The sequence below is a fragment of the Pseudomonas putida genome (assembly GCF_028682635.1).
GTDB classification, from domain to species: Bacteria; Pseudomonadota; Gammaproteobacteria; order Pseudomonadales; family Pseudomonadaceae; genus Aquipseudomonas; species Aquipseudomonas putida_AE.
This window is the reverse complement of the sequence record NZ_JANHLK010000041.1, coordinates 17,005-40,825: the sequence shown is the minus strand read 5'-3', so window position 1 is coordinate 40,825 and position 23,821 is coordinate 17,005. Positions and strand designations below refer to the sequence as shown.

The 23,821-nt window shown below is 62.2% G+C and carries 19 protein-coding genes and 2 pseudogenes; 15 read left to right on the top strand and 6 right to left on the bottom strand.

The window, feature by feature from the left end; genetic code table 11:
* Window positions 1–110: 110 nt before the first annotated feature.
* Complete coding sequence (locus NPS56_RS29080; protein ID WP_274077845.1) at window positions 111–1,268, bottom strand: alpha/beta hydrolase family protein; 1,158 nt, start codon at window positions 1,266–1,268, stop codon at window positions 111–113.
* A gap of 58 nt (window positions 1,269–1,326) precedes the next feature.
* Window positions 1,327–2,289 carry a LysR family transcriptional regulator gene (locus tag NPS56_RS29075; RefSeq protein ID WP_274077844.1) on the bottom strand — a complete coding sequence of 321 codons (963 nt, stop codon included), beginning with the start codon at window positions 2,287–2,289 and terminating at the stop codon, window positions 1,327–1,329.
* A 269-nt stretch (window positions 2,290–2,558) separates the two neighbouring features.
* On the opposite strand from NPS56_RS29075, the gene NPS56_RS29070 reads away from it, so the two are divergent.
* The 14 genes and pseudogenes from NPS56_RS29070 to NPS56_RS31485 all read left to right on the top strand — a co-directional run.
* Window positions 2,559–3,497 carry a VOC family protein gene (locus tag NPS56_RS29070; protein ID WP_274077843.1) on the top strand — a complete coding sequence of 313 codons (939 nt, stop codon included), beginning with the start codon at window positions 2,559–2,561 and terminating at the stop codon, window positions 3,495–3,497.
* A gap of 15 nt (window positions 3,498–3,512) precedes the next feature.
* The gene (locus tag NPS56_RS29065) at window positions 3,513–3,845 is read left to right on the top strand and encodes a Rieske (2Fe-2S) protein (RefSeq protein WP_274077842.1); all 333 of its coding nucleotides are present in this window, start codon (window positions 3,513–3,515) and stop codon (window positions 3,843–3,845) included.
* A 165-nt stretch (window positions 3,846–4,010) separates the two neighbouring features.
* Window positions 4,011–5,135: an FAD-dependent oxidoreductase gene (locus tag NPS56_RS29060; protein WP_274077841.1), complete on the top strand. Its 1,125-nt coding sequence runs from the start codon at window positions 4,011–4,013 to the stop codon at window positions 5,133–5,135.
* A 45-nt stretch (window positions 5,136–5,180) separates the two neighbouring features.
* Window positions 5,181–6,878: a DUF1302 domain-containing protein gene (locus tag NPS56_RS29055; RefSeq protein ID WP_274077840.1), complete on the top strand. Its 1,698-nt coding sequence runs from the start codon at window positions 5,181–5,183 to the stop codon at window positions 6,876–6,878.
* Window positions 6,879–6,890: 12 nt separating this feature from the next.
* Window positions 6,891–8,279 (top strand): DUF1329 domain-containing protein, encoded by a 1,389-nt coding sequence (locus NPS56_RS29050; RefSeq protein ID WP_274077839.1) that lies wholly within the window; start codon window positions 6,891–6,893, stop codon window positions 8,277–8,279.
* A gap of 61 nt (window positions 8,280–8,340) precedes the next feature.
* Complete coding sequence (locus NPS56_RS29045; protein WP_274077838.1) at window positions 8,341–9,447, top strand: WD40/YVTN/BNR-like repeat-containing protein; 1,107 nt, start codon at window positions 8,341–8,343, stop codon at window positions 9,445–9,447.
* A gap of 4 nt (window positions 9,448–9,451) precedes the next feature.
* Window positions 9,452–11,917 carry an efflux RND transporter permease subunit gene (locus NPS56_RS29040; RefSeq protein ID WP_274077837.1) on the top strand — a complete coding sequence of 822 codons (2,466 nt, stop codon included), beginning with the start codon at window positions 9,452–9,454 and terminating at the stop codon, window positions 11,915–11,917.
* On the top strand, window positions 11,907–13,157 hold the full coding sequence (locus tag NPS56_RS29035) for an MFS transporter (protein ID WP_274077836.1): 1,251 nt from the start codon (window positions 11,907–11,909) through the stop codon (window positions 13,155–13,157). Before NPS56_RS29040 ends, NPS56_RS29035 begins: the two co-directional genes overlap by 11 nt.
* A 13-nt stretch (window positions 13,158–13,170) precedes the next feature.
* Window positions 13,171–13,752 (top strand): cupin domain-containing protein, encoded by a 582-nt coding sequence (locus NPS56_RS29030; RefSeq protein ID WP_274077835.1) that lies wholly within the window; start codon window positions 13,171–13,173, stop codon window positions 13,750–13,752.
* Entirely contained in the window at window positions 13,749–14,732 is a 984-nt protein-coding gene (locus NPS56_RS29025; protein ID WP_274077834.1) for a fumarylacetoacetate hydrolase family protein, read from the top strand. Before NPS56_RS29030 ends, NPS56_RS29025 begins: the two co-directional genes overlap by 4 nt.
* A gap of 10 nt (window positions 14,733–14,742) precedes the next feature.
* Window positions 14,743–15,747: an NAD-dependent epimerase/dehydratase family protein gene (locus tag NPS56_RS29020; protein WP_274077833.1), complete on the top strand. Its 1,005-nt coding sequence runs from the start codon at window positions 14,743–14,745 to the stop codon at window positions 15,745–15,747.
* Complete coding sequence (locus NPS56_RS29015) at window positions 15,725–16,519, top strand: cyclase family protein (RefSeq protein WP_274077832.1); 795 nt, start codon at window positions 15,725–15,727, stop codon at window positions 16,517–16,519. Before NPS56_RS29020 ends, NPS56_RS29015 begins: the two co-directional genes overlap by 23 nt.
* Before the next feature lie 45 nt (window positions 16,520–16,564).
* Window positions 16,565–18,208, top strand: a complete 1,644-nt coding sequence (locus tag NPS56_RS29010; RefSeq protein ID WP_274077831.1) for an arylsulfatase — start codon at window positions 16,565–16,567, stop codon at window positions 18,206–18,208.
* A gap of 57 nt (window positions 18,209–18,265) precedes the next feature.
* Window positions 18,266–18,362, top strand: a pseudogene (locus NPS56_RS31485) (alpha/beta fold hydrolase); the annotation flags it as partial.
* Window positions 18,363–19,191: 829 nt separating this feature from the next.
* Here the strand turns inward: NPS56_RS31485 and NPS56_RS29005 are convergent.
* The 3 genes and pseudogenes from NPS56_RS29005 to NPS56_RS28995 form a co-directional block, all read right to left on the bottom strand.
* A pseudogene (locus tag NPS56_RS29005) lies at window positions 19,192–20,336 on the bottom strand (MFS transporter); the annotation flags it as partial.
* A 158-nt stretch (window positions 20,337–20,494) separates the two neighbouring features.
* Window positions 20,495–21,589: an aromatic ring-hydroxylating dioxygenase subunit alpha gene (locus tag NPS56_RS29000; RefSeq protein WP_274077830.1), complete on the bottom strand. Its 1,095-nt coding sequence runs from the start codon at window positions 21,587–21,589 to the stop codon at window positions 20,495–20,497.
* 33 nt (window positions 21,590–21,622) lie between these two features.
* A complete protein-coding gene (locus tag NPS56_RS28995; RefSeq protein ID WP_274077829.1) occupies window positions 21,623–22,576 on the bottom strand; it encodes a PDR/VanB family oxidoreductase in 954 nt (317 codons plus the stop codon).
* Window positions 22,577–22,870: 294 nt separating this feature from the next.
* On the opposite strand from NPS56_RS28995, the gene NPS56_RS28990 reads away from it, so the two are divergent.
* On the top strand, window positions 22,871–23,341 hold the full coding sequence (locus NPS56_RS28990; protein ID WP_274077828.1) for a MarR family winged helix-turn-helix transcriptional regulator: 471 nt from the start codon (window positions 22,871–22,873) through the stop codon (window positions 23,339–23,341).
* A gap of 77 nt (window positions 23,342–23,418) precedes the next feature.
* Here NPS56_RS28990 and NPS56_RS28985 read toward each other — a convergent pair whose 3' ends face one another.
* On the bottom strand, window positions 23,419–23,814 hold the full coding sequence (locus NPS56_RS28985) for a RidA family protein (protein ID WP_274077827.1): 396 nt from the start codon (window positions 23,812–23,814) through the stop codon (window positions 23,419–23,421).
* Window positions 23,815–23,821: the final 7 nt, after the last annotated feature.

Genomic DNA, 23,821 nt, shown 5'->3' with positions numbered 1-23,821 from the left:
CTTGGGCTGCATGCGGATAGTTGGGTGCGACACAAATCCGTAGGAGCCGGCTTGCTGGCGATTCGGTGGTGGCCGTTATGCCGCCATCGCGGCAAGTTTGACGGGGCCGGTCAAGCCGTATGGCCACCCAGGTTTTCGGTAACCCAGTCGGCGATGTACTGACCCGCGTTGATACTGTTGTCAAAGCTCGAATGCTGCACACCACCTTCGCGTTCGGTAAAGATCTTCAGTTCACGTTTGGGGCTGTTGACCAGTTGCTCGTAAGTACGTTGTGCCCACTTCAGCGGGATCTGCGAATCCTTTTCACCGTGGGTCACCAGGAACGGCACCTTGATCCGATCCAGCACGCCGTCCAGGTGGACGTTTTCGGCAATGGCCATGAACTCCTCCATATCTTTTGCACCCCACACCCACTGCACGTGCGCCCAATAGTGCGGTACGGGGAAGCTGCCTTCTTTTTCCAGGCGACGCTTTTGCACATCGCGCCAGTCATGGTTCGCCCCCCACACCACACCGCAGGCAAACCGTGGCTCGAAGGCCACGGCGCGCGGGCAGTAATAGCCGCCGAGGGAAACACCCTCCAGGCCGATACGCTTGGCATCCACGTCGCTGCGGGTTTCCAGCCAGTCGACCACGCGGCTGGCCCAGTGCTCGCTGTCGTAGCGGGCAATCAGGTTGTGCAGGCGCAGTGCTTCACCGGTGCCGGGCTGGTCGATGATCAACGACGAGACGCCGCGTTTTGCCAGCCAGGCCGGCAGGCCGACGCGGTATTTCATTTCCTTGGTCGAATCCAGTCCGTTGACCTGCACCAGGATCGGCGCCGGGCCGCTCACACCTTCGGCACGCACCAGCAAGCCGGAAATATGTTTGCCCTCGTAGGGGATTTCAACGCGCTCGCAGTTCTCCCGCGACAGTTCGATACCGCGTTTGAAAGTCTGCAAAAAACGCTGGTACAACTCGGTACGGCCCGGCGCGCCATGGGCCTGCAAGCGTTCGCAGGTCAGGTAATAGGTGGCGGCACGGTTGTATTTCTCACCGGCGGACAGCAGCCGGCCATTGCCTTCGTCTTCCTCGGCCAGGCCGCAGAGTTTGTCGGCCATCTTTGCCCAGGTTTCGCGAAACGCCTTGGTGCCCGCGGCGTCGGGCTGCTGGGCGGCTTCCTGCAGTGGCGCGCACATCTCTTCGATTTCGCCGATGCGGGCGCCCATCTCGATGGCCAGGTTGACTGAGAGATTCCACACGTAATTGGTCGGGAAATAACGGAACATGATTGTTGTTGTCCTTGTGGTTGCCTTGAGCGTTCAAGGCACGTTAAGGACGGCCCGGCTAATTGACCAATCGTGACTCGGGATGCGAGGTATCGCGAGCGGCGATAGGATCCTGTTCCAGGTGCTGGATGAATTCGCTGATGCGCTCGCGCAGCCAGCGGTGCATCGGGTCACCGTCCACGCTGCGGTGCCAGAGCATGACTTCGCGCATGACCGGAATCTTCACCGGCGGATTGAGGATACGCAGCGGCAGGTGCTGGGCATACAACCGCGCCAGGCGCTGGTGCATGGTGGCGATGCGTTGGGTGCCGACGACCAGTTGCGGCAGGGTGTTGAAGTCGTTGGTGATCACTTCGATGCGGCGGTTGAAACCGTACTGGTTCATGAACCACTCTTCGATGCTCAAGTGCCGGGTGCGACCAAAACCGACGGAAACGTGGCCCATGTCCATGTACTGCTCAAGGGTCAGGCTGTCGCCGACCTGGGTATTGCCAGCCCACACCACGCAGACGTGTTCTTCCTCGAACAGCAGCTTGTGGGGATGGCCGTCGATGATGTAGCGCTCAGGCACGATCATCAGGTCGACCTCGCCGCGAATCAGCAACTCGCCGGAGTTGTCGCCGGGGCCGAGCATCTCGAACGTGATGTTCGGCGCTTCCTGATGGATCTTCTGGATCACCTGGGCAAACAGCACGCTGATCAGGTAATCCGAGGTCACCAGGCGGAAGTGGCGCTTGCTGGTGGTGGGGTCGAACACCGGCTTGGCGGTGATCGAGGATTGAATCGTCAGCAGCACTTCGCGGATCGGTTTGGCCAGCTCCTGGGCGTAGGGCGTGGGCTGCATCTTGCGCCCCACCTGCACCAGCAGTTCGTCTTCGAAATAGCTGCGCAGACGCCCGAGCACGCCACTGGTTGCGGACTGCGTCATGTGCAGGCGTTCGGCGGCACGGGTGATGTTCTGCTCTTCGAGCAATACATCGAGTGCCACCAGCAGATTGAGATCCAGGTGGTTGAAACGCATCAGGCATGTCCGCTGTTGTATTTATTTTCACGATACATTCCGGTGAATTGATCGTCCCGTCAACCCCGTCTTCACGCCTTCATCCTGCGCCTTCAGGTATCGCGTTTGCCGATAGGTCGCATCCCCACTCGCGATTAGTCAGCTGCCAAACCGCACGTCACTCTTCGCCGCAGTCGGACCTCTGGCCGACACCACCTCCGGATTCCATGCGCAGCTGAACGGCCTGGTCGAGCAGTCTCCGGATCATAATTTCAATGGAGTGGTAAGCCATGAACATCATTGGCCTTGATGCCCTGATCTTTGGCGTCGATGACATCCAAGCCTGTACCGATTGCCTGCGTGACTACGGCCTTGCGCCGGTTGACGTCGATAGCGATGGCGGGCGTTTTGAAGCACTGGACGGCACGGCCGTGATCATCCGCCGTGCGGACGATCCGACCCTGCCAGCGGCCATCGGCCCGGCGCCGTCGATTCGCGAAACCGTCTACGGCGTTGCCAGCGTGGCGGACCTCGACGCCATCGAGGACGAGTTGGCGCGGGATCGCCAGGTCTCCCGGGAGAACGGCGTGCTGCACAGCGTCGACGACATGGGTTTTGCGATCGCTTTCCAGGTCACCGTGCGCAAGGCGTACGACGCCCCGGACGACCTGACCAACGCCGCCGGCCATGCGCCGCAGCGCCCGCTGAACCAGCCTGGCATCACCCTCGACATGAGCGCGGTGCCCCGCACCTTGTCCCACGTGGTGTATTTCGTCCCCGACGCGGCCAAGGCCGAAGCGTTCTACGCCGAGCGCCTGGGCTTTCGGACCACCGACACCTTTATCGGCGCCGGGCCGTTCATGCGCCCCGCAGGTTCCGATGATCACCATTGCCTGTTCATGATCCAGACCCCGCCGCACATGAAGGGCTGCGAGCATTTCACCTTTCACATGGGCAGCGGCACCGAAGTGCTGTTGGCCGGCACCCGCTTCGAGCAAAAGGGCTGGACCAGTTTCTGGGGCCCGGGCCGTCACCTCTTTGGCTCCAACTGGTTCTGGTACTTCAACAGTCCACTGGGTTGCCACATTGAATACGACGCCGACATGGACAAGCACGATGACGCCTGGGAGGCCCGGCGCGCGCCGTTGTCGGCGGATAACTCGCAGCTGTTCCTGTTCAATTCGAAGGCGAAATGGGCACCCGGCGGCCCGCCACCCAAACAGGGTTGAACACGGGTGTCTGCCATGAGCCAACGGGATTTTTACCTGTGCCTGATGGACGAACTGGTGGAAGGGCAGGCGCGCGGATTCGATCCATTGCAGCGCGGTAAAGACAGTGTCTTTGCCTTGGTGCACGACGGCCAGGTGCGGATTTATCGCAACAGTTGCCCGCATCTGGACGTGCGCCTGGAGTACCGCAAGGACCGTTTTTTATCAGCCGACGGCCAGTTGATCGTCTGTTACGCCCACGGTGCGCAGTTTCTGCCGAGTACCGGCGAATGCGTCTACGGCCCCTGTCTTGGCCAGAAGCTGGAGGCGCTGGCGTGGCGGGTGGAGGAGGGGTGGCTGGTGCTGTAAATGCCCGGCATTGAAAGCGCGTCTCCCCGTTTTGAGGTATCGCGTTTGCAGATACATCGCATCCCTACTCGCGATTAGTCAAATCCCTGGTTTGACCGGAAGCTGGACCCAACGACGCAGTGCCCGACGCTGCATCGAATCACAAGAATAACAAGTGAGAAAACCATGAGTGCAGTGAACAAAGTTCTGATCGTGGGCGGTGGCATTGGTGGTTTGTGCGCGGCCATCGCACTGCGGCGCAAGGGCATTGAGGTCGATCTGATCGAGCTCAAGTCAGAGTGGACGGTGTACGGCGTCGGGATCATCCAGCAAAGCAACGTGGTCCGCGAGATGGCCAAGCTGGGTGTGCTGGATGGGTATCTCGATGCGGCGTATGCCTTTGAAGACGTCGCCATCTATGGCCCGGCCGGCCAGCAACTGGCGCGCATCCCGGGTCAACGACTGGCAGGGCCTGCGTACCCGGCCAACGTCGGCATTTCACGCCTGGCGCTGCACAAGGTCCTCAGCGAAACGGCGCTGGAACTGGGCGCGCAAGTCCGCCTGGGTCTCAGCGTGGAGTCCTTGAACGACACGGGCGACAGCGTCGATGTTCTATTCACCGATGGCAGTAGCGCTGTGTACGACCTGGTGGTCGGCGCCGACGGTCTGTTCTCCAGAGTTCGCGACTTGATCTTCGGCGACACCTACACCCCGCGTTTCACCGGCCAGTCGGTGTGGCGCTACAACTTCCCGCGTGACCCGCAGATCGATCACCTCGCCAACTACCAGAGTGCCGAAGGCAACGCCGGCCTGGTGCCGCTGGCCGGTGACCTGATGTACCTGTTCCTCACGTCCCACGAACCGTCCAACCCATGGATGGACCCGGCGACGCTGGCCGAGCAGATGCGCCAGCGCCTGCAGGGTTTCACCGGCCTCATCGGCGAACTGCGTGAGCAAATCACCGACAGCAGCCAGGTGGTCTACAAGCCGATGGAAGTGGTCTTCGTCGACGAGTCCTGGTACCGCGGCCGCGTCCTGTTGATCGGCGACGCCGCCCACGCGACCACGCCGCACCTCGGCCAGGGGGCCGGCATGGCGATTGAAGATGCCATCGTGCTCAGTGAAGAACTGACCCGCGACGGCAGCGTCGAGCAACAGCTGCAGCGCTTCATGGCGCGCCGTTTCGAGCGCTGCAAGTTCATCAGCGAAAGCTCGGTGCTGGCCGGCGACAAGGAAATGCAGCACGACCGTGAGTTCGACCGCATCGGCCTGGTCAAGCAGATGCTCGCGCTGACAGCCGAGCCCATCTGATTCACCCCACAGCAGTTACCACTATAAAAACAAGAGGTTAACGCGATGGTTAGTTCCACGACTGCGACGCTTGCGCGCCGCCCGGTCAGCACCTCTGCACCCTTTGGTTTCACCCTGGCCGCGGCGTTGGTGCTGTGCAGCCAGGCGGCCCATGCCTTTTCGGTGGATACCGGCAATCCGGATTTCAACCTGCGCTGGGATAACACCGTGAAGTACAGCGCCGCCTGGCGCACGCAGGATCCCAGCAGCAAACTGAGTGAGGGCCAGGTGGCACTCAACCAGGACGACGGCGACCGGGCCTTCAAGAAGGGCCTGATCTCCAACCGCACGGACATCCTTTCCGAGCTGGACATGTCGTTCAAGGACGTCGGCGCGCGCCTCAGTGGCGCCGCCTGGTACGACACCGAATACCAGCAGGACAACGATAACGACGACCCGGCACGGGCCAACGCCCGTTCCGTGGCCTACGACGAGTTCACCGACGACACCCGCCATGTGCATGGCGGTAAAGGCGAATTGCTCGATGCGTTCGTGTACTGGAACGGCGCGCTGGCCGACCACGCCACGTCCGTGCGTGCCGGTCGCCACGGCTTGATCTGGGGCGAGAGCCTGTTCTTCGGGGCCAACGGCATTGCCGGTGGCATGGCGCCGGTCGACGTTGTGAAAGCGCAGTCGGTACCCAACACCCAGTTCAAGGAAATCACCCGCCCGGTCAATCAACTGTCGGGCACCTTCCAACTGACCGACGACGTGTCGCTCGGTGCCTTCTACCAGCTGGAATGGGAAGAGACCCGCCTGCCCGGTGCCGGCAGTTACTTCTCCACCAGCGACACCATTGGTGAAGGCAACGAACGCCTGATCGTGGGTGCGCCGTTTCCTCCGTTCCTCGGTGGCAATCCCGCCAGCCCGGCGGCGTTCTTCCATGGCAATGACAAGGAAGCGAAAAGTTCGGGGCAGGGCGGCCTGCAGTTGAAGTACAGCGCGGAAACGGTCGAGTACGGCCTGTACGCGATCCAGTACCACGACAAGACCCCCAAGCTGTACCTCAAGCCGTCCACCGGCACACCGAACTTCAGTACCGGCCAGATCGGCGAGTACTACTGGGTGTACCCGGAAGACATTCGCGCCTTTGGTGCCAGTTTCTCCACCACCGTTGATGAGTACAGCTTCGCCGGTGAAGCCTCGATGCGCTGGAACATGCCGCTGGTTTCCAACGGCCAGACCGTCCTGCCCGGCGTGGTCGCCGACAACGATGACGACGCCCTCTACGCGGTTGGCCGTACCGCCCACGTCAACCTCAACGTGCTGGCTTCGTTCGGGCCGAACTTCCTGGCCAGGGAATCGGGGCTGGTCGGTGAGATCGCCTGGAACCGCCTGCTCAGCGTCACCAAAAACCGTGCCGCCCTCGACCCCAATGCCACCGACGACGGCCTCGGCTTCAAGGTGGTCTACACCCCGACCTACCGCCAGTTCTTCTCCGGCATCGACATCAGTATCCCGGTCGGCCTCAGCTACTTCCCCCTGGGCAAATCGGCGGTGGTCAGCTCCTTCGGCCCGGACAACGGCGGCGACATGAACATCGGCATCACCGCCACCTACCTGGATCGCGTCACCGCCGGCCTGACCTACACGCATTACTACGGCGCCGAGGACACCAACCTCAACGCCGCCAGCCAGTTCAATTACAAGCAATCGCTGAAAGACCGGGACTACCTGGCTTTCTCCGTCAAGACCACGTTTTAAGAGGACTTGCGCATGACCCACAACAAGAAAACCGCAGCCTTCACCCTCAAGGCCCTGGGCTTTGCACTGCTCGGTAGCCTGGCTCTGTGCAGCCAGCTGACGCTGGCGGCGACAGCGGAAGATGCCGCCAAACTGTCGAAAAACCTCACGCCTTTCGGCGCCGAGCGCGCCGGCAATGCCGACGGCTCCATCCCCGCCTGGGACGGTGGCTACACCAAGGTCGATCCTTCGTACAAGGAAGGCGGCAAGCGTTCCGATCCGTTCGCCGCGGACAAGCCGCTGTTCAGCATCACCTCGAAAAACCTCGCGCAATACGCCGGCAAACTCAGCGATGGCACCAAGGAAATGTTCAAGCGTTTCCCGGACTCCTATCGCATCGACGTCTACCCGACCCGGCGCACCGCCGCCGCGCCGCAGTGGGTGTATGACAACACCCTGAAAAACGCCACCCGCGCCAAACTGGTCGACAGCAGCGCCGGCCCCGTGCCCGAAGGCGCCTTTGGCGGCATCCCGTTCCCGATCCCGCAGAACGGTGCCGAAGCCATGTGGAACCACGTGCTCAACTGGCGCGGCACCTCGGTGTCGATGCATTTCCGTCACTACCTGATGACCGCCGATGGCAAGCAGGTCATGACCACCGACGGCCAGGCCATCCAGGAGATGCCGTATTACTACAAGGAAGGCACGCCTGAGTCGTTTGCCGGTGACTACTGGCTGTTCCGCCTGCTCAACGTCGGGCCACCGTTGCGTGCCGGCGAGCAGATCATGGGCCGCACCAACATCAACGGCGACCTGTCCCAGGCCCACGTTTACCTGACCGGGCAACGTCGTGTGCGCAAGCTGCCGAATGCCTGCTGCGATACGCCGACACCGGCGACCGCCGGGGTGATGTCATTCGACGAATTGAGCGTGTTCCAGGGCCGCATGGACCGCTTCAACTGGAAGCTGGTGGGCAAGCAGGAGATGTACATCCCCTACAACACCAACAAAGTGCAAGCCGCCGCCAAACCTGAAGACCTGTTCCTGCCCCACCACATGAACCCCGATTACGTGCGTTGGGAATTGCACCGGGTCTGGGTGGTCGAGGCCGACCTGGCACCGGGCAAGCGTCACCAGTTGCCGAAGGGCCGTTACTACCTCGATGAAGACACCTGGCAAGCCATGCTGGGCGACCGCTGGGACGCCAACGGCCAACTGGCCAAGACCCTGTGGTCGTTGCCGGCGGTGATGCCGGACCTGCCTGCGCAAGCGCAACTGTCCTCGGGCTTCTACGACCTGACCTCCGGCGCCTGGTTCATCCAGAACGTCTACACCGGCCTGCCTGAGCAGTACGGCATGGTGGATCGCTACAGGGCCTCCGAGTTCTCGCCGGCGGCGATGGCGGGTGCCGGGGTTCGCTGAGTCAGACCGGATCGCGGCTAGCCTGGCGTGATCCGGTTTCAAACGGTTTTTCGAGGTTGGTATGAACAGATTCTGTCAGGTGGTTGGTCGACTGATGTGGCTTGTGGCGCTGCCTCTGGCATTGCCGTTGAGCCTGGTACAGGCCGCCGCGGTGGGCGATGCGCTCTCTACGCCGGCCATGCAGGCGCCGCAAGCCAAGTCCGCGGTGCTGCTGGACCTGGCCCGTGCGGGTGCGCGGCTGGTGGCGGTAGGGGAGCGGGGTATCGTGCTGCTGTCCGATGACAACGGCATGAGTTGGCGGCAGGCCGAGGTGCCGGTTTCGGTCAGCCTGACGTCGGTGCAATTTGTCGATGCCAACACAGGCTGGGCCGTGGGTCATGGCGGTGTCGTGCTGGCCTCTCGTGACGGGGGCGAGCACTGGACCATGCAGCTGGACGGCCTGCGTGCGGCACAACTTGAGCTGGACGCCGCCAAAGCGCAATTGCCTTCGGCCAGCGACCAGGATGCCGCCGCCGCGCGGGTGCAAACGGCTGAACGGCTGGCCGGCGAGGGTGCCGACAAGCCGTTTCTCGCCCTACAGTTCGTCGATGCCCGGCATGGCCTGATCGTGGGAGCGTACGGCCTGGCCTTTCGCACCGACGACGGCGGCACCACCTGGCAATCCGTCATGGGGCAAATCGATAACCCGATGGGCGCGCACTTGTCTGCCATCGCGCAACAGGGAACGCACTGGTTCCTGGCCGGCGAGCAGGGTTACCTCGCTCGCTCGAACGATGCCAGCCAGTCATTCACCCAGCTGCAAAGCCCTTACGCGGGAAGTTTTTTCACCCTGCAAATGCGCGATGACGGTGTGCTGCTGGTGGCTGGCTTGAAGGGCAACGCGTTTGCCTCCAGCGACCTGGGCGAGAGCTTCCAGCCCGCGCCGGTGACTATGCCGGTGTCGTTCAGCGATGCGATCCGCACCGATGACGGGCAGTTGCTGCTGGTCAACCAGAGCGGCGCCCTGTTTCGCACCAACAGCCAGCCCGGCGCATTGCTCAAGCCCTATGGCAAACCGCTCGACAAGCCCGTCGCCAGTGTTGTCCAGGCCGCCGACGGCAGCCTGACGCTGGCGGGTTTCACCGGGTTGACGCGCATCTCGCCGTCAATCGCTACCGCTTCGGAGTGAGGTTATGAAGTCTTTCGACAACGCCACGGCCAGCTTGGCGAATTTCGATCCGCGCTCCGGTTCGGTGGTGGAACGCACGCTGTTCAACCACCGCCTGTGGGTGCTGTTGGTGTGTGTGCTGACCACCCTGGTGCTCGGCTATCAAGCCACCCGTATCGAGCTCAACGCCAGCTTTGAAAAGATGATCCCCACGCAGCAACCGTACATTGCCAACTACCTTGAGCACCAGAAACAGCTCACCGGCCTGGGCAATGCCTTGCGCATCGTGGTCGCCAACCGTCACGGCGATATCTACGACGCCGAATACCTGAAAACCCTGCAGGCCCTGAGCGACCAACTCTACCTGCTGCCAGGCGTTGACCGGGCGTACATGAAGTCGCTGTGGACTCCGGCCACGCGCTGGGTCGCCGTGACCGAAGACGGCCTCGACGGCGGTCCGGTAATTCCGGATGACTACAGCGGCAGCACCGCCAACCTCGAAGCACTGCGGCGCAATGTGCAGCGCTCCAATGAACTCGGGCAACTGGTGGCGTTCGACCAGACCTCGAGCATCATCTACGTGCCGTTGCTGGCCGCCACGACCGACGGCAAGCCGCTGGATTACGCGGTGCTTTCTGAACAGCTGGAGACCCTGCGCAGCACTTATCAAAACGCCAACATCGACATTCACATCACCGGTTTCGCGAAAAAAGTCGGCGACCTGATTGCCGGCCTGAAGCAGATCCTGCTGTTCTTTGCCGTCGCGATCCTGATCACCACCGCCGTGCTGTTCTGGTACACCCGCTGCCTGCGCAGCACCGTGCTGGTGGTGCTGTGCTCGCTGGTGGCGGTGGTCTGGCAGCTCGGTTTGCTGCCCTTGCTGGACTACCAACTGGACCCGTACTCGGTGCTGGTGCCGTTCCTGGTGTTTGCCATCGGCATGAGCCACGGCGCGCAGAAAATGAACGGCATCATGCAGGACATCGGCCGGGGCATGCACAGGGTGGTGGCGGCGCGATTCACTTTCCGCCGGCTGTTCCTCGCCGGCCTCACGGCGCTGCTGTGTGATGCCGTGGGTTTTGCGGTGCTGATGCTGATCAAGATCCAGGTCATTCAAGACCTCGCGGTGATCGCCAGCATCGGCGTGGCAGTGTTGATCTTCACCAACCTGATCCTGCTGCCGGTGTTGCTCTCCTATGTCGGTGTGACACCGCGTGCGGCGCAACTGAGCCTGAAGAGCGAACAGGCCGAACAAAGCGGTCAGACGCGCCATGCCTTCTGGCGTTTTCTCGACCTGTTCACCCATCGTCGCTGGGCCAGCCTGTGCATCGCCATCAGCCTGGCGCTGGCGGCGCTGGGTTTTGTGGTCAGCCTGCAACTGAAAATCGGCGACCTCGACGCCGGTGCGCCGGAGCTGCGTGCGGACTCGCGCTACAACCAGGACGATGCCTACCTGACCCGTCATTACGGCGCCAGCAGCGACCTGTTCGCGGTGATGGTGAAAACCCCGGCCAGCAGCTGTGCGCGCTATGACATCCTGGCCAAGGTCGATGCCCTGGACTGGCAACTGCGCGCCTTGCCGGGGGTGGACTCGACCAACTCGCTGGCGTTGCTCAACCGGCGCATGCTGGTCGGCCTCAGTGAAGGCAACCCCAAGTGGTACGAGCTGCAGAACAACCAGGCGATGCTCAACATGATCACCGCCAGTGCACCGCGCGGCTTGTACAACGAAGACTGCAGCCTGTTGACCTTGTATGCCTACCTCACCGACCACAAGGCCGAGACGCTGACCCGCCTGGTCGAGCACGTGGAAAAATTCGCCGCGGCGAATAATACCGACGAGGTGCAATTCCTCCTGGCCGCGGGTAACGCCGGCATCGAGGCGGCGACCAATATCGTGGTCAAGCAGGCCAACCGCGAGATGCTTGTCTGGGTCTACGGCGCGGTGATCCTGCTGTGCCTGATCACCTTCCGCTCCTGGCGCGCGACGCTGTGCGCGGTGATTCCGCTGATGCTCACTTCCATCCTCTGCGAAGCCTTGATGGTCTGGCTGAACATCGGTGTGAAAGTCGCCACGCTGCCGGTCATCGCCCTGGGCGTCGGCATCGGCGTCGACTATGCGCTGTACGTGATGAGCATCCTCCTGGGCCATCTGCGCCAGGGAGCGAGCCTGTCCGAAGCCTATTACCGCGCCCTGGTGTCCACCGGCAAGGTGGTGATGCTGACCGGCATCACCCTGGCCATCGGTGTCGCGACCTGGACGTTTTCACCGATCAAGTTCCAGGCCGACATGGGCGTGCTGCTGGCCTTCATGTTCGTCTGGAACATGGTTGGCGCCTTGGTATTGCTGCCTGCGCTGGCGTACTTCCTGCTGCCCGCGCGTAGCGAGGCGCAGGGGCCAGCGACGGTGCGTAATGGCGCGGGTTCCGAGACGGCGGTGGTAGCCAACGTTCCACACCTGCGCATCAAGGAGCAGTGCCATGGTCGCTAACGCCTTTGTAGAAAACTCCACCCGAAAGGCCGGATGGGTGCAATCGCTGTTGTTGCTGCTGGGCAGTTGTCTGCCGGTGCTGGGCGCGGTACTGCTGGCCCCGGTACTGCCGCGGATGCAGGCGCATTTCGCCGACGTGCCCGGCAGCAGCGTACTGGTGCCTGTGGTGTTGACCTTGCCGGCCTTGGTGATTGCCCTGCTGGCGCCGTTCGCCGGGCTGATCGCCGATCGCCTGGGGCGCAAGCCGTTGCTGCTGGCCAGCATGTCGCTGTACGTGCTCTGCGGCGTGCTGCCGCTGTGGCTCGACTCGCTGCCGGCGATCGTGCTCAGCCGTGCGGGCATCGGTCTGGCCGAGGCGGGCATCATGACCTGCTGCACCACGCTGATGGGCGACTACTACAGCGGCGCCCGGCGTGAGCGCCTGTTTGCCTTGCAGATGGTCGCCACCTCGTTGTCGGCGGCGGTGTTTATCGCGCTGGGTGGCTTCCTCGGGCAAAACGACTGGCGCACGCCCTTTGCGCTGTACGCCGTGGGCCTGGTTTTCCTGCCGCTGATGGCCTGGAAACTGTGGGAGCCACAGGCCGCTACGCAACCCGGACCAACCACCCAGCCGCTGCCCGCCGGCCAGTTTCCGTGGCGCGCGCTCACGCCCCTGTATGGGCTGTCGCTGTTGGCGGGTTTGAGCCTGTTTATCGTACCGGTGCAGGCCGGATACCTGCTCAACCTGCTGCACGTGGATGCCCCGCAACAGATCGGCATGACCATGGGCGCCAATCAACTGGGCGTGCTCATTGGCGCGTTGAGTTTTCGCCTGTTCAGCGGGATGCGTGGGCAGCACATGCTGCTGATCGCCTACGTGCTGGCGGGCAGCGGCGGGTTGCTGATGGCGGACGCCTTGACCCATGTGCAGGTCGTGGTCGCCGTGACCATCAATGGCCTGGGCATTGGCCTGATGCTGCCGACGTTGATCACCTGGATCATGGCGCAAGTCAATTTTCATCAACGCGGGCGGGCGGCCGGGTGTTTTACCGCGGCCATCTTCGCCGGCGAATTCATCAGCCCCCTGGTGGTGCTCGGAGTGACCGGTGGCGTCGTCACTGCGCTACCCCATGCGTTGGCCATTGTCGGTGGCCTGCAACTGTTGGTGGCAGTGTTCTGCCTGGCCGTACCTCGGCTCGGTGGCCTGTTGCCCCACGCGAATGTTGTTGTCGGTGGCACCACCACCGGCGACGGAAAGTGAACGAGGATTTCCCATGCAAACGCTTCCTGAATTCAAACGAGTGGTCACCGGGCACGATGAACATGGCCAGGCCATCGTCGCCAGCAACGGGCCGACGCCGAACGTGTTCCCGCTGGCGTCGGTACCGGGCACGGTGTTTCATGAACTGTGGAACAGCAGCACCAGCCCGGCGTTGCTCGACAACGCCAGTGATCCCAGCAGCAAACCCCTGCAACTGAGCCCCGGCCCCCTGGGTAGCGTGATTCGGGTGGTGGATATTCCACCGGACAGCGTGCAGGACCAGGTCAGCGTTGAAAGTGCCGCGGCAGTGTTCGCCGAAATTGGCCAATCCCACGCTGGCACGGGCAAAGCCGACTCCCGGCACAAGTTGATGCACCGCACCGAAACCCTCGACTACGGCATCGTCACCGAGGGTGAAGTGTGGCTGGTACTGGACGAGGAAGAAGTGCACCTCAAGCGCGGCGACGTCGTGGTGCAACGCGGCACCAACCATGCCTGGAGCAACCGCACCGAAGCGATGGCGCGCATGGTCTTCATCCTGCTCGACGGACGCTTCGCGGCTGAGTTGAGCCCTGCCCAAGGAGCATCCGCATGAAACTCGCCACCCTGAAAAACGCCAGTCGTGATGGACAGCTCGTCGTGGTCTCGCGGGATCTCGCGTGGGCCCTGGATGCAAGTTCCGTGGCGCCGACCTTGCAGCAGGCCATCGAGAACTGGAGCAGCGTCGAGCCGCGCTTGCAGGCGCTGTCGAGTGAGTTGAATGCGGGCACAGCGGCAGACGCTTTCGCATTCGATCCCGCCCAGGCCATGGCGCCGTTGCCCCGCGCCTATCAGTGGTGCGACGGCTCCGCTTTCCTCAGCCACGGTGCGCTGATGCAGAAAGCGTTCAACCTCGACCCCATCGACGGCGTCGAACACACACCGTTGATGTACCAGGGCGCCGGTGACGATTTCATCGGCCCGCGCGACGACATCGCGTTGCCGAGCGAGAGCCAGGGCATCGACTTCGAAGGCGAATTCGTCGTGCTGGTGGATGAGGTGTCGATGGGCTGCGACGCGCAACAGGCGCTGCAGCACATCAAGCTGATCCTGCAAATCAACGACGTCAGTTTGCGCGCCCTGGCCCCCCGGGAAATGCGCACCGGCTTCGGGTTCCTGCAGGCCAAACCCTCGTCCAGCTTCGCCCCGCTGGCCATTACCCCGGACGAATTGGGTGACGCCTGGCGCGACGGTCGCGTGCACCTGCCGTTGCAGGTGCACTGGAATGGCCAATGGTTCGGTCAGCCCCACGGCGGCCAGATGAATTTCAACTTTGGCCAGTTGATCGCCCATGCCGCGCTGACTCGCCGGTTGGGCGCTGGCACCCTGATCGGTTCCGGCACCGTGTCGAATGCCGAACGCAGTGCCGGGTCGGCCTGCATCGCCGAGCGTCGCGCCATCGAGATGATCGAGCAGGGCGCCGCGCAAACCGGCTTCATGCGCTTTGGCGACCGCGTGCACATGGACGTCCTGGATAACGATGGCCAGTCGTTGTTCGGCGCGATCGATCAACGTGTCGTTCAGGCCCAGGGCTGAGGGGCGCTCTATGCGAGTGTTGATTACCGGAGCCAATGGTTTTGTCGGACGAGAGCTGGTGCGTTGCCTGCTGGCGCGGGGCAGTTTGCGCGGCCAGCACATTGGTTCGTTGTTGGTGCTGGACAGGGACTTGCAGGGTTTGCCGGATGACGCCCGTCTGCGCCGTCATTTCGGCAGCGTGACCGATCCCGCACTGATGCGCCGGGTGTTGGCCGACGGCATCGACGTGGTGTTCCATCTGGTCAGCATTCCCGGAGGCGCGGCTGAAGAGCAGTACGAACTGGGCTATCAGGTCAACCTGCTGGCCAGCCTGGAACTGCTCAACCAACTGCGCAACAAAAGCCAGCCACCGGTCCTGGTGTACGCCAGCAGCGTCGCGGTGTACGGCGGTCATCTGCCGGAACGCATGAGCGAGGCCGCCGAGCTGCGCCCGCAATTGTCCTATGGCACGCACAAGGCCATGGTCGAAAGCGCCGTGAGCGACCTGGCCCGGCGCGGTGATGTCGACGGTCGTGCGTTGCGCCTGCCGGGCATCGTCGCCCGGCCCCGTGAGCCCAATGGCTTGCGGTCGGCGTTCATGAGCGACCTGATGCGCGCGTTTGCCGAGGGTGAAGCCTATCAATGCCCGGTCTCGCCAGAGGCGACGGCCTGGTGGATGTCGGCGCGCTGCTGTGTGAACAACCTGATCCACGCGGCCGAGCTCGATGGCGCCGTGCTCGGGGCTCAGCGGGTCTGGCAATTGCCGGTGTTGCAGTTGTCCATCGCCCAGGTGATCGACGCACTGGCCGAGCGTTATGGACAGGAGCGCCGCAGGCTGATCAGTTTTTCCCCCGACGCCGGGCTGGAAGCCTTGTTCGGGCGCATGCCCCCCCTGAAAACCCCACAAGCCCGTGCCGCCGGCTTCAGCCATGACCGCAATGCTGCCGCGCTGGTGCGCAATGCCCTTAACCCCGCGGCCCCCCGACACCTGCCGCTGACCGGAGAGACCTTTCATGTCACAGCCAACCAAGCCTAAACGTCGTCTCGTCGACCTCTCGGTCACCCTCGACAACAACCCCTACACCGATCCGCCACCGTTGCTGCCGAAGATCGATTACATGGATCACCAGCAAGGCTGGCCGGAAATGGCGGCGATGTTCCCCGGCTTGCAGCTCGAACAGATGCCGGGCAATGAATCCTGGGCCGCCGAACGACTGCATATCACCACCCACAGCGGCACGCACATGGACGCGCCCTGGCATTACGCCTCGACCACCGATGGCGGTCAGCCGGCCTTTGGCATCGATGAGTTGCCGCTGGATTGGTGCCTGCAACCGGGGGTGAAGCTGGACTTTCGGCACATGGCGGACGGTCATGTGGTGACCGCCGACGAGATCGAAGCGGAGCTGGCGCGTATCGGCCACGTGTTGCGGCCGCTGGATATCGTGCTGATCAACACCCGTGCCGGCGCGTTGTTCGGCCAGCCGGGTTATCTGGATGCCGGCGTCGGCATCGGCCGTGAAGCCACGATGTACCTGCTGGAGCGTGGGGTGCGGGTGGTCGGTACCGATGCCTGGAGCTGGGACGCCCCCTTCAAATACACCCGCGAGCGTTTTGCCGCCGACGGCGATGCCTCGATCATCTGGGAAGGGCACAAGGCCGGGCGCGATATCGGTTATGGGCAAATGGAAAAGCTCGCCAACCTGGAATCCTTGCCGGCCAGTGGATTTCTGGTGTCGTGTTTCCCCTACAAGATCAAGCATGCTTCGGCGGGGTTTGTTCGCGCGGTGGCGATCTTCGAAGAGTAAGCCGCGCTGGAAACCCTCCTCGATCAACACAATAAGAGAGAACACATGCCTCTTTTGCGTCTGCCTCAAACCTTACTGACGGCCGTGCTGGCAGTGAGTAGCAGCCTGGCCATGGCGGCCAGCGCTGACTCGGCAAAGCCCAATATCCTGCTGATCGTGGCCGATGACCTGGGGTATTCCGACCTGGGCAGCTATGGCGGCGAAATCAATACGCCCACCCTGGATCAACTGGCCAGGGATGGTTTGCAGTTCACCAACCTGTACGCCGCGCCGACCTGTTCGATCACCCGCTCGATGCTGATGTCCGGCACGGACAACCACCTCGCCGGACTCGGCACCATGGCGGAAGCCTTGCAACCCTTTCAACGGGGCAAGCCGGGTTACGAGGGCTATCTGAACCAACGTTCCTATTCGATCGCCGAACTGCTGAAACAGGGCGGCTACAGCACCCTCATGGTCGGCAAATGGCACCTGGGTCTGGAGACGGACCAGGGACCGGATCAGCGTGGCTTCGAGCAGTCGTTTACCTTGCTGGAGGGCGGTTCGTCGCACTTCAAACCCGCCAGTGTCGACCCGGCCAGGATCGAACAAGTGCACTATCGGGAAAACGGCAAGGCCGTGGAGTTGCCGGAGAATTTCTATTCCTCGGACTTCTACACCGACACACTGATCAGCTATCTGCAAAACAGCCAGAAGGACGGCAAGCCGTTTTTCGCCTACGCGGCGTTCACCTCGCCGCACTGGCCGCTGCAAGCACCGAAGGAGTACCTGGACAAGTACAAAGGTCGGTTTGACCAGGGCTATGACAGCGTACGCCTGGCGCGGATCGAACGGATGAAAAAACTCGGCCTGATGGCGGGCGATGCCCAACCGGCGAAGCCGCTACCGGTGAATCCCAAGCTGCCGGGCTGGGAGCAACTGAGCCCTGAGCAGCAAAAGGTCGAGGCGCGGAAGATGGAAATCTACGCCGCCATGGTCGACAACCTCGACCATAACATTGGCCGCCTGGTTGATTACCTGCGGCAAAGTGGACAGTACGACAACACGCTGATCGTGTTCATGTCGGACAACGGCGCGGCAGGGGAGAACCACGCCCAGTTCTATCCACCGGGCCCACACACCGACAATAGCTATGCCAACCTCGGGCAGAAGGGTTCGCAGATCGACTATGGCCTGCGCTGGGCTGAAGTCAGCGCGGCACCTTTCCACCTGTTCAAAGGCACCACCGCAGAAGGCGGCATCAGCGTGCCGGCGATCGTTCAACTGCCCAAGTCACTGCGTCGCCAGGGTGTGGAACGCGGGGTTGCGCGGGTGGATGACCTGGCGCCGACCTTCCTCGAGCTGGCGGGTATCGAAGCGCCAACGGACGCAGGTAAACACCCGATTACCGGCAAATCCATGCTGCCGATGCTTGCCGGCAAGGGCAGCCCGCACATTGACGATAGCCTGGCCGGCGAGCTGTTTGGCAATGCCTATTACCGCGAGGGAAACCTGAAACTGCTAGGCATGCGCCCCCAGGCAGGTTTTGGCGATAACGCGCAGCCGCCGCAATGGCAATTGTTCGATCTGGCCCAGGATCGCGGCGAAACCACCGACCTGGCGGCCGCCCAACCCGAGACGGTGCAACGGCTCAAGGCTGCCTGGTTGAAGTATGCCGAGCGGGTCGGCGTGGTGTTCCCACCGCATTGACCGGGTTGCCCTCATGCACCCGTACGGATGCATGAGGGCAGACACTTTTCCTGACGGTCAGCCAAGCTGGTGCAAAACGGCACGCTTAAAACCTACTCGGGCTACCCCCCACGGTATGCCGACCACCAACGCCGACTTGCTCGCTTTCGTCAGGAGTCAAGTAGCTGCAGGGGCAGGTGCACACATCTGTAGGAGCCGGCTTGCCGGCGATGGTGGTGGGTCAGGCGATGGAGATGTTAGCTGTGCCGGCGCTATCGCTGGCAGCCAGCGCCTACAGTTTTGTCGGGTGTTGCCGGGAATCGCATCTGGCGCTGATCCCTTGTAGGAGCCGGCTTGCCGGCGAAGGCGGTGTGTCAGATGAAGGAGATGTTAGCTGTGCCGGCCTCTTCGCTGGCAAGCCAGCTCCTACAGGTTGTCGGGTGTTGCCGGGATTTGCGTCTGGCGGTGATCCCTTGTAGGAGCCGGCTTGCCGGCGAAGGCGGTGTGTCAGATGAAGGAGATGTTGGCTGTGCCGGCCTCTTCGCTGGCAAGCCAGCTCCTACAGGTTTGTCGGGTGTTGCCGGGAATTGCGACTGGCGGTGATCCCTGTAGGAGCCGGCTTGCCGGCGAAGGCGGTGTGTCAGGCGATGGAGATGTTGGCTGTGCCGGCCTCTTCGCTGGCAAGCCAGCTCCTACAGTTTTGTCGGGTGTTGCCGGGAATCGCGTCTGGCGGTGATCCCTTGTAGGAGCCGGCTTGCCGGCGAAGGCGGTGTGTCAGATGAAGGAGATGTTGGCTGTGCCGGCCTCTTCGCTGGCAAGCCAGCTCCTACAGTTTTGTCGGGTGTTGCCGGGAATTGCGTCTGGCGGTGATCCCCTGTAGGAGCCGGCTTGCCGGCGAAGGCGGTGTGTCAGATGAAGGAGATGTTAGCTGTGCCGGCCTCTTCGCTGGCGAGCCAGCTCACAGGTTTGTTGGCCCACTCACGGGCGGCCGAATACGCACTGGTACCCAGGCCGGTGACGCGCTGGGTGGCGCTGTAGATGCTTGGGGTCAGGGCATAGAGCCCGGCGACGCAGCCGTTCACAAAGATGCCGATCAGCAGGACCAGGGCGAAGGCCAGGTTCAGGTGGGTGGTGAATTTCACGAAGATTGCCAGCAGTACCGCGTTGATCACCAGGTAAGCCATCAGTACCCGGGACAGACGAAAGCGTGCCGCCAGCAGGCCGATCAGCGAAGTGCCGAGAATGCCGCCGACGTTGAGCAGCACGCCGCCAGTGATTCCCTGCGTATTCGACAGGCCGGCCGACACCAGCAGCCTCGGCGTCCAGCTCATGACGAAGTAGAAGCCGAACATCACCAGGAAGAAGGCGCACCAGACGAGCAAGGTCGAGCGCAGCAGGGCTGGCGAGAACAGTTCTGCAAAGGTCGCCCGTAGCGGTTTCCTGGCGTCCTGCAACACCTCGGGCAAACGCTCGAGCGAGGTGATCGCCACGCGTTTGAGCAGGATATTGATACGTTCCAGCGCACGCCGGGGTTGGCGAGACAGCAGGAAAGCCAGTGACTCGGGCAACCAGAATGCAAGGATGGGCAGGGTCAGCAGCGTCGCTACGCCACCGTAAAAGAACACCGAACGCCAGCCCAGGGACGGGATGATCTGCGCCGCGATGAGGCCGCCGATCGTGGCGCCCAGTGCATAGGCCGTGGATTGCAGGCTGATGGCCAGGCTGCGCCACTTCTTGTTGGCGTACTCCCCGGCGATGACGTAGCTGCTGGCCAGGATGCCACCGATGCCAAGTCCGGTGATCAGGCGCAATACGGCGAGCATTTCCGGTGAGGTCGCCCTGGATGACGCCAGCATGCCCAGCCCGGCAATGCCGACACACAGCAGGATCAGCGGCCGTCGCCCGATGCGGTCGGCCCAGGGCGCGATAAACAGCGAGCCAATCGCCATGCCGACCAGCCCGGCGCTGAGCAGGTAGCCGAGGTGAGTGCCGCTCAGGCCCCAGTCGGCGGAAATGGAAGCGGCGGTGAACGCCATCACCAATACATCGAAGCCATCGAGCATGTTGATCAGAAAGCAGAGCGCAATCACGCCCCACTGGAAGCTGACCATGGGTTTTCGTCCAGCTGTTGCCCTATCGACTGGCTCATGGCGTCAGGCTCCGAAGCTGTGGATAGACAGTGGGTATGAACGACGGGCAGCCGAAACCACCCCGCCAAAGCAGGGATTGCAGTGAGTACATGTCGATACCTTCTTGTTTTTGTGGGTCAGTGGAGCATGCAAGGGCCCGGAAAATGCGCACGCACTCTTAATCGGTACGCGTGCGCTGGGTACTTCTGGAAGTGGATTGGCGCAGTTGCTCGATGATGCGGCGGGCGCGATTGGCACCGGCATCGACATGGATGTCGATCATCGGGCGCACGCCAAACCGGCACATGTTCCGGTACTGGTCTTCGATCACCACCTTGTCCTCATCGAAGGTCAATATCGTTTGCTCAACCACCTTGGCCTTGATGGCTTCCGGATCGCTTTCGGGGTTGGTGGCAATGGTCCAGAAGTAGTGACTGGTGGTTGCAGTCTCGGGTGTGACCCCGTGGAATCCGCGCATATGGAAACCACCGCGATCGGGGTCGTCCAGGTCCTCGGTACCGGCATTTACCGCTCCGGTCCAGATGCGCAGATGGCTGACGTGAAATTCGATTTCCTGCCAGCGGTCCACGGTGCCTTTGAACGGGTAGGCGGCCGTGTACGTGGGCGGTGGAACGGAGTCCGGCATGTGGCGCACGACCCGCACCACATCGCCTTCACTTTCCACACTCATCCGCGCATTCATGTGGATGCTGGCGTTGCCGCCGATGGTGCGCAGGTGGACATAACCCAGATGGCTCAAGTCCATCAGGTTGTCGTGAATCAGCTGGTAAGGCGCGTCGTAGTGGTAAACGTTGCCGTCGAACAGGTACTTGCCGCTGCTGTGGACAGGGTAGGTCGGCGGCTCGCAGGTCGGCTCCGATTGTGACTCGCTGCCAAACCAGATCCAGACGATCTGGTCCTGCTCACGCACGTGGTAGGCGGGTACTTTGGCCTTGCTCGGAATCTTGTCCTGGCCAGGGATCTCGACGCATTTTCCGCGTTCATCGTACAGCAGGCCATGGTAGCCGCAACGAATGCCGGATTCTTCGAGTGTGCCGCTCGATAATGGCAGTGCCCTGTGGCAGCAGCGGTCTTCCAGCGCGGCGACCTCGCCGCTGGGTTTGCGAAACAGCACGACAGGCTTGTTGAGCAGCGTGCGGCCCACGGGTTTGTCCTTCAACTCCCAACCCAGCGCAGCGACGTACCACTGGTTCAGGGGAAAGTCAGGCAAGGCCGGCGCTGCAATTTCTTCGGCAAGCGACTGGATGTTCATGGGTGTTCTCCAGGTTTCATGTTGTTGTTCGATTCAGAGATCCAGCACCAGGCGCGATGATCTGGCGCGAGAGCAGCAGGGGGTAAAGCGGTCGTTGGCGGCCTGTTCAGCCACTGTCAGAAACTGGTCCCGGTGCTCGGGTATGCCCTTCAGAACCCGGGTTACGCAGGTACCGCAGACGCCTTGCTCGCAGGATGACTCGATTGTTATGCCGGCCTCGTCCAGCACTTCGAACACCGTACGTTCGGCAGGAATCTGAAAAACCTGGCCGCTGCGTGCCAGCTCGACTTCGAAGGGGGCATTGGCGCTTTGATCGACAGGTTCTGCGGCGAAGAACTCTTTGTGTACGCGGTCCTGCGACCAGCCCGCGTTCTGCACAGCGTCGAGGATGTAGTTCATGAAACCGCCCGGTCCGCACACATAAAGGTGGGTGCCGGCGTCGGGTGTGGCGAGCAAGGCGGGTGCATCCAGCTTCTGGATGGGCGAGCCGCTGTCGTCGTGAAGCTTGATGCGATCGGCGAAAGGCGTCTGCGCCAGCAGCGCAACGAACGCCGCGCGGTCGCTGGATCGAAAGCAGTAATGCAACTCGAAATCGGCGCCCTGGTGCGAAAGCTCATAGGCCATGGCCAGCATGGGCGTGATGCCGATGCCACCGCCAAACAACAGGTGTCGGCGGGCTGAGTGCTCCAGCGGGAAAAGGTTGCGCGGAGCACTGATGGTCAGCGTTTGCCCTGACCGTACCTGCTCGTGCATGGCTTTGGAGCCGCCACGGGAGTTCGGGTCCTTGAGCACGCTGATCAGGTAGCGATGGCGCTCCTTCGGATCGTTGCACAAGGAGTACTGCCGGGTGAGGCCGTCGGCAATGTGAACGTCGATGTGGGCACCGGCTTCGAACACCGGTAGCGTGCTGCCGTCCGCGGCACATAATTCGAAACTGCAGATGCCTTCGGCTTCGTCTGCTTTGCGGGTGACGTTGACTTGAAGCATGACTTGTCCCTCCACACTGAAGTGGCTGCTGAAAAAAAACCTGGGTTAGAGCATTGGCCAGGGAGGCAGGTCAGCCGGGCGCTGGTGCGTGGAGGACGATCGTTTGCTTGGGCAACGCGAAGGCGATGAGAGTGAAGGGGTTCATGACCAGGACCTGATAATTATTTTTATGAGTCAGGGCGACGGCCTATCATGCGAATCATCGCCCGTGACGTTCGGTAGGGAAATCCTCCGATTATTTAGTTGCGGTGTCAACTAATATTCCAAGACCCGCCGATCCAAGGTGTTTGCTCAATGTCCGCAGAATCCCAGCTGAACCTGACGCGTTATGTCCCCGCGCTGTTGAATTTCCTGTCCAACAAGCTCTCCTCGGGGGCGTCGCAGTGCTATCGCAAGCATTTCGGCATCGGTGTGGTCGAGTGGCGAATGCTCTCGATGCTCGCCGTGGAAAACGACATCACCGCCAATCGAATCTGTCAGACGATCGGCCTCGACAAGAGTGCGGTGAGCCGCTCATTGCAGTCGCTGGAAGTGGCCGGGCACATTTGCAGCCAGGTCGATTCCAAGGATGCACGGCGCTACACCGTCAGCCTGACTGACAGTGGCAAAGCGCTGCATGAGCGGGTGCTCAAGGTTGCACTGGAACGCGAACGGCGGTTGCTCAGTGGGCTCTCAGCCTCGGAAGTGGACACGTTGATCGAGTTGTTGGGCCGCCTGCATGCCCAGGTCGCCAACGTGAACGATTACGATCCAGTCGACGCTTGAGTCCGCGTGAACGAATAGCGTTCTCTGGAAAAAACAAACTGTTTCCTTTGGCGATCGGAGGAGGGACTGAGTCGGGTCTATTGCGGTAGTTTGGCAATCACCTTGATCTCGAAGTCGAAGCCGGACAGCCAGGTCACGCCGATAGCGGTCGCCGTCGGGTAGGGCGCTTCGCCCCAGTACTCGGCCGCTACTTCCCAGATGGTTTCGAATGTCGAGTCGGGCTCGACCATGAAGATGGTCGTGTCGACCACATCCTCGAAACTACTGCCGGCCTCGGCCAGGATCGCGTTGAGATTGGTGAAGGCCAGGCGCACCTGCGCCGCGAGGTCCGGCTCGGCCGAGCCATCCTTGCGGCTGCCGACCTGACCGGATACGAACAGAAAACCGTTGGAGCGAATCGCCGGCGAGTAGCGGTGCAGTTCGTACAGTGCATGGCGATCAGGCGGGAAAACGACATCACGTTCAATGGTCATTGCATAG

Coding starts and splice junctions, on each gene's coding strand:
- NPS56_RS29080 (WP_274077845.1), bottom strand. CDS start 1,268: ATGTTCCGTTATTTCCCGACCAATTACGTGTGGAATCTCTCAGTCAAC.
- NPS56_RS28995 (WP_274077829.1), bottom strand. CDS start 22,576: ATGCTTCAAGTCAACGTCACCCGCAAAGCAGACGAAGCCGAAGGCATC.
- NPS56_RS29010 (WP_274077831.1), top strand. CDS start 16,565: ATGCCTCTTTTGCGTCTGCCTCAAACCTTACTGACGGCCGTGCTGGCA.
- NPS56_RS29030 (WP_274077835.1), top strand. CDS start 13,171: ATGCAAACGCTTCCTGAATTCAAACGAGTGGTCACCGGGCACGATGAA.
- NPS56_RS29015 (WP_274077832.1), top strand. CDS start 15,725: ATGTCACAGCCAACCAAGCCTAAACGTCGTCTCGTCGACCTCTCGGTC.
- NPS56_RS29065 (WP_274077842.1), top strand. CDS start 3,513: ATGAGCCAACGGGATTTTTACCTGTGCCTGATGGACGAACTGGTGGAA.
- NPS56_RS29055 (WP_274077840.1), top strand. CDS start 5,181: ATGGTTAGTTCCACGACTGCGACGCTTGCGCGCCGCCCGGTCAGCACC.
- NPS56_RS29035 (WP_274077836.1), top strand. CDS start 11,907: ATGGTCGCTAACGCCTTTGTAGAAAACTCCACCCGAAAGGCCGGATGG.
- NPS56_RS29050 (WP_274077839.1), top strand. CDS start 6,891: ATGACCCACAACAAGAAAACCGCAGCCTTCACCCTCAAGGCCCTGGGC.
- NPS56_RS28985 (WP_274077827.1), bottom strand. CDS start 23,814: ATGACCATTGAACGTGATGTCGTTTTCCCGCCTGATCGCCATGCACTG.
- NPS56_RS29000 (WP_274077830.1), bottom strand. CDS start 21,589: ATGAACATCCAGTCGCTTGCCGAAGAAATTGCAGCGCCGGCCTTGCCT.
- NPS56_RS29025 (WP_274077834.1), top strand. CDS start 13,749: ATGAAACTCGCCACCCTGAAAAACGCCAGTCGTGATGGACAGCTCGTC.
- NPS56_RS29060 (WP_274077841.1), top strand. CDS start 4,011: ATGAGTGCAGTGAACAAAGTTCTGATCGTGGGCGGTGGCATTGGTGGT.
- NPS56_RS29020 (WP_274077833.1), top strand. CDS start 14,743: ATGCGAGTGTTGATTACCGGAGCCAATGGTTTTGTCGGACGAGAGCTG.
- NPS56_RS29040 (WP_274077837.1), top strand. CDS start 9,452: ATGAAGTCTTTCGACAACGCCACGGCCAGCTTGGCGAATTTCGATCCG.
- NPS56_RS29070 (WP_274077843.1), top strand. CDS start 2,559: ATGAACATCATTGGCCTTGATGCCCTGATCTTTGGCGTCGATGACATC.
- NPS56_RS29075 (WP_274077844.1), bottom strand. CDS start 2,289: ATGCGTTTCAACCACCTGGATCTCAATCTGCTGGTGGCACTCGATGTA.
- NPS56_RS28990 (WP_274077828.1), top strand. CDS start 22,871: ATGTCCGCAGAATCCCAGCTGAACCTGACGCGTTATGTCCCCGCGCTG.
- NPS56_RS29045 (WP_274077838.1), top strand. CDS start 8,341: ATGAACAGATTCTGTCAGGTGGTTGGTCGACTGATGTGGCTTGTGGCG.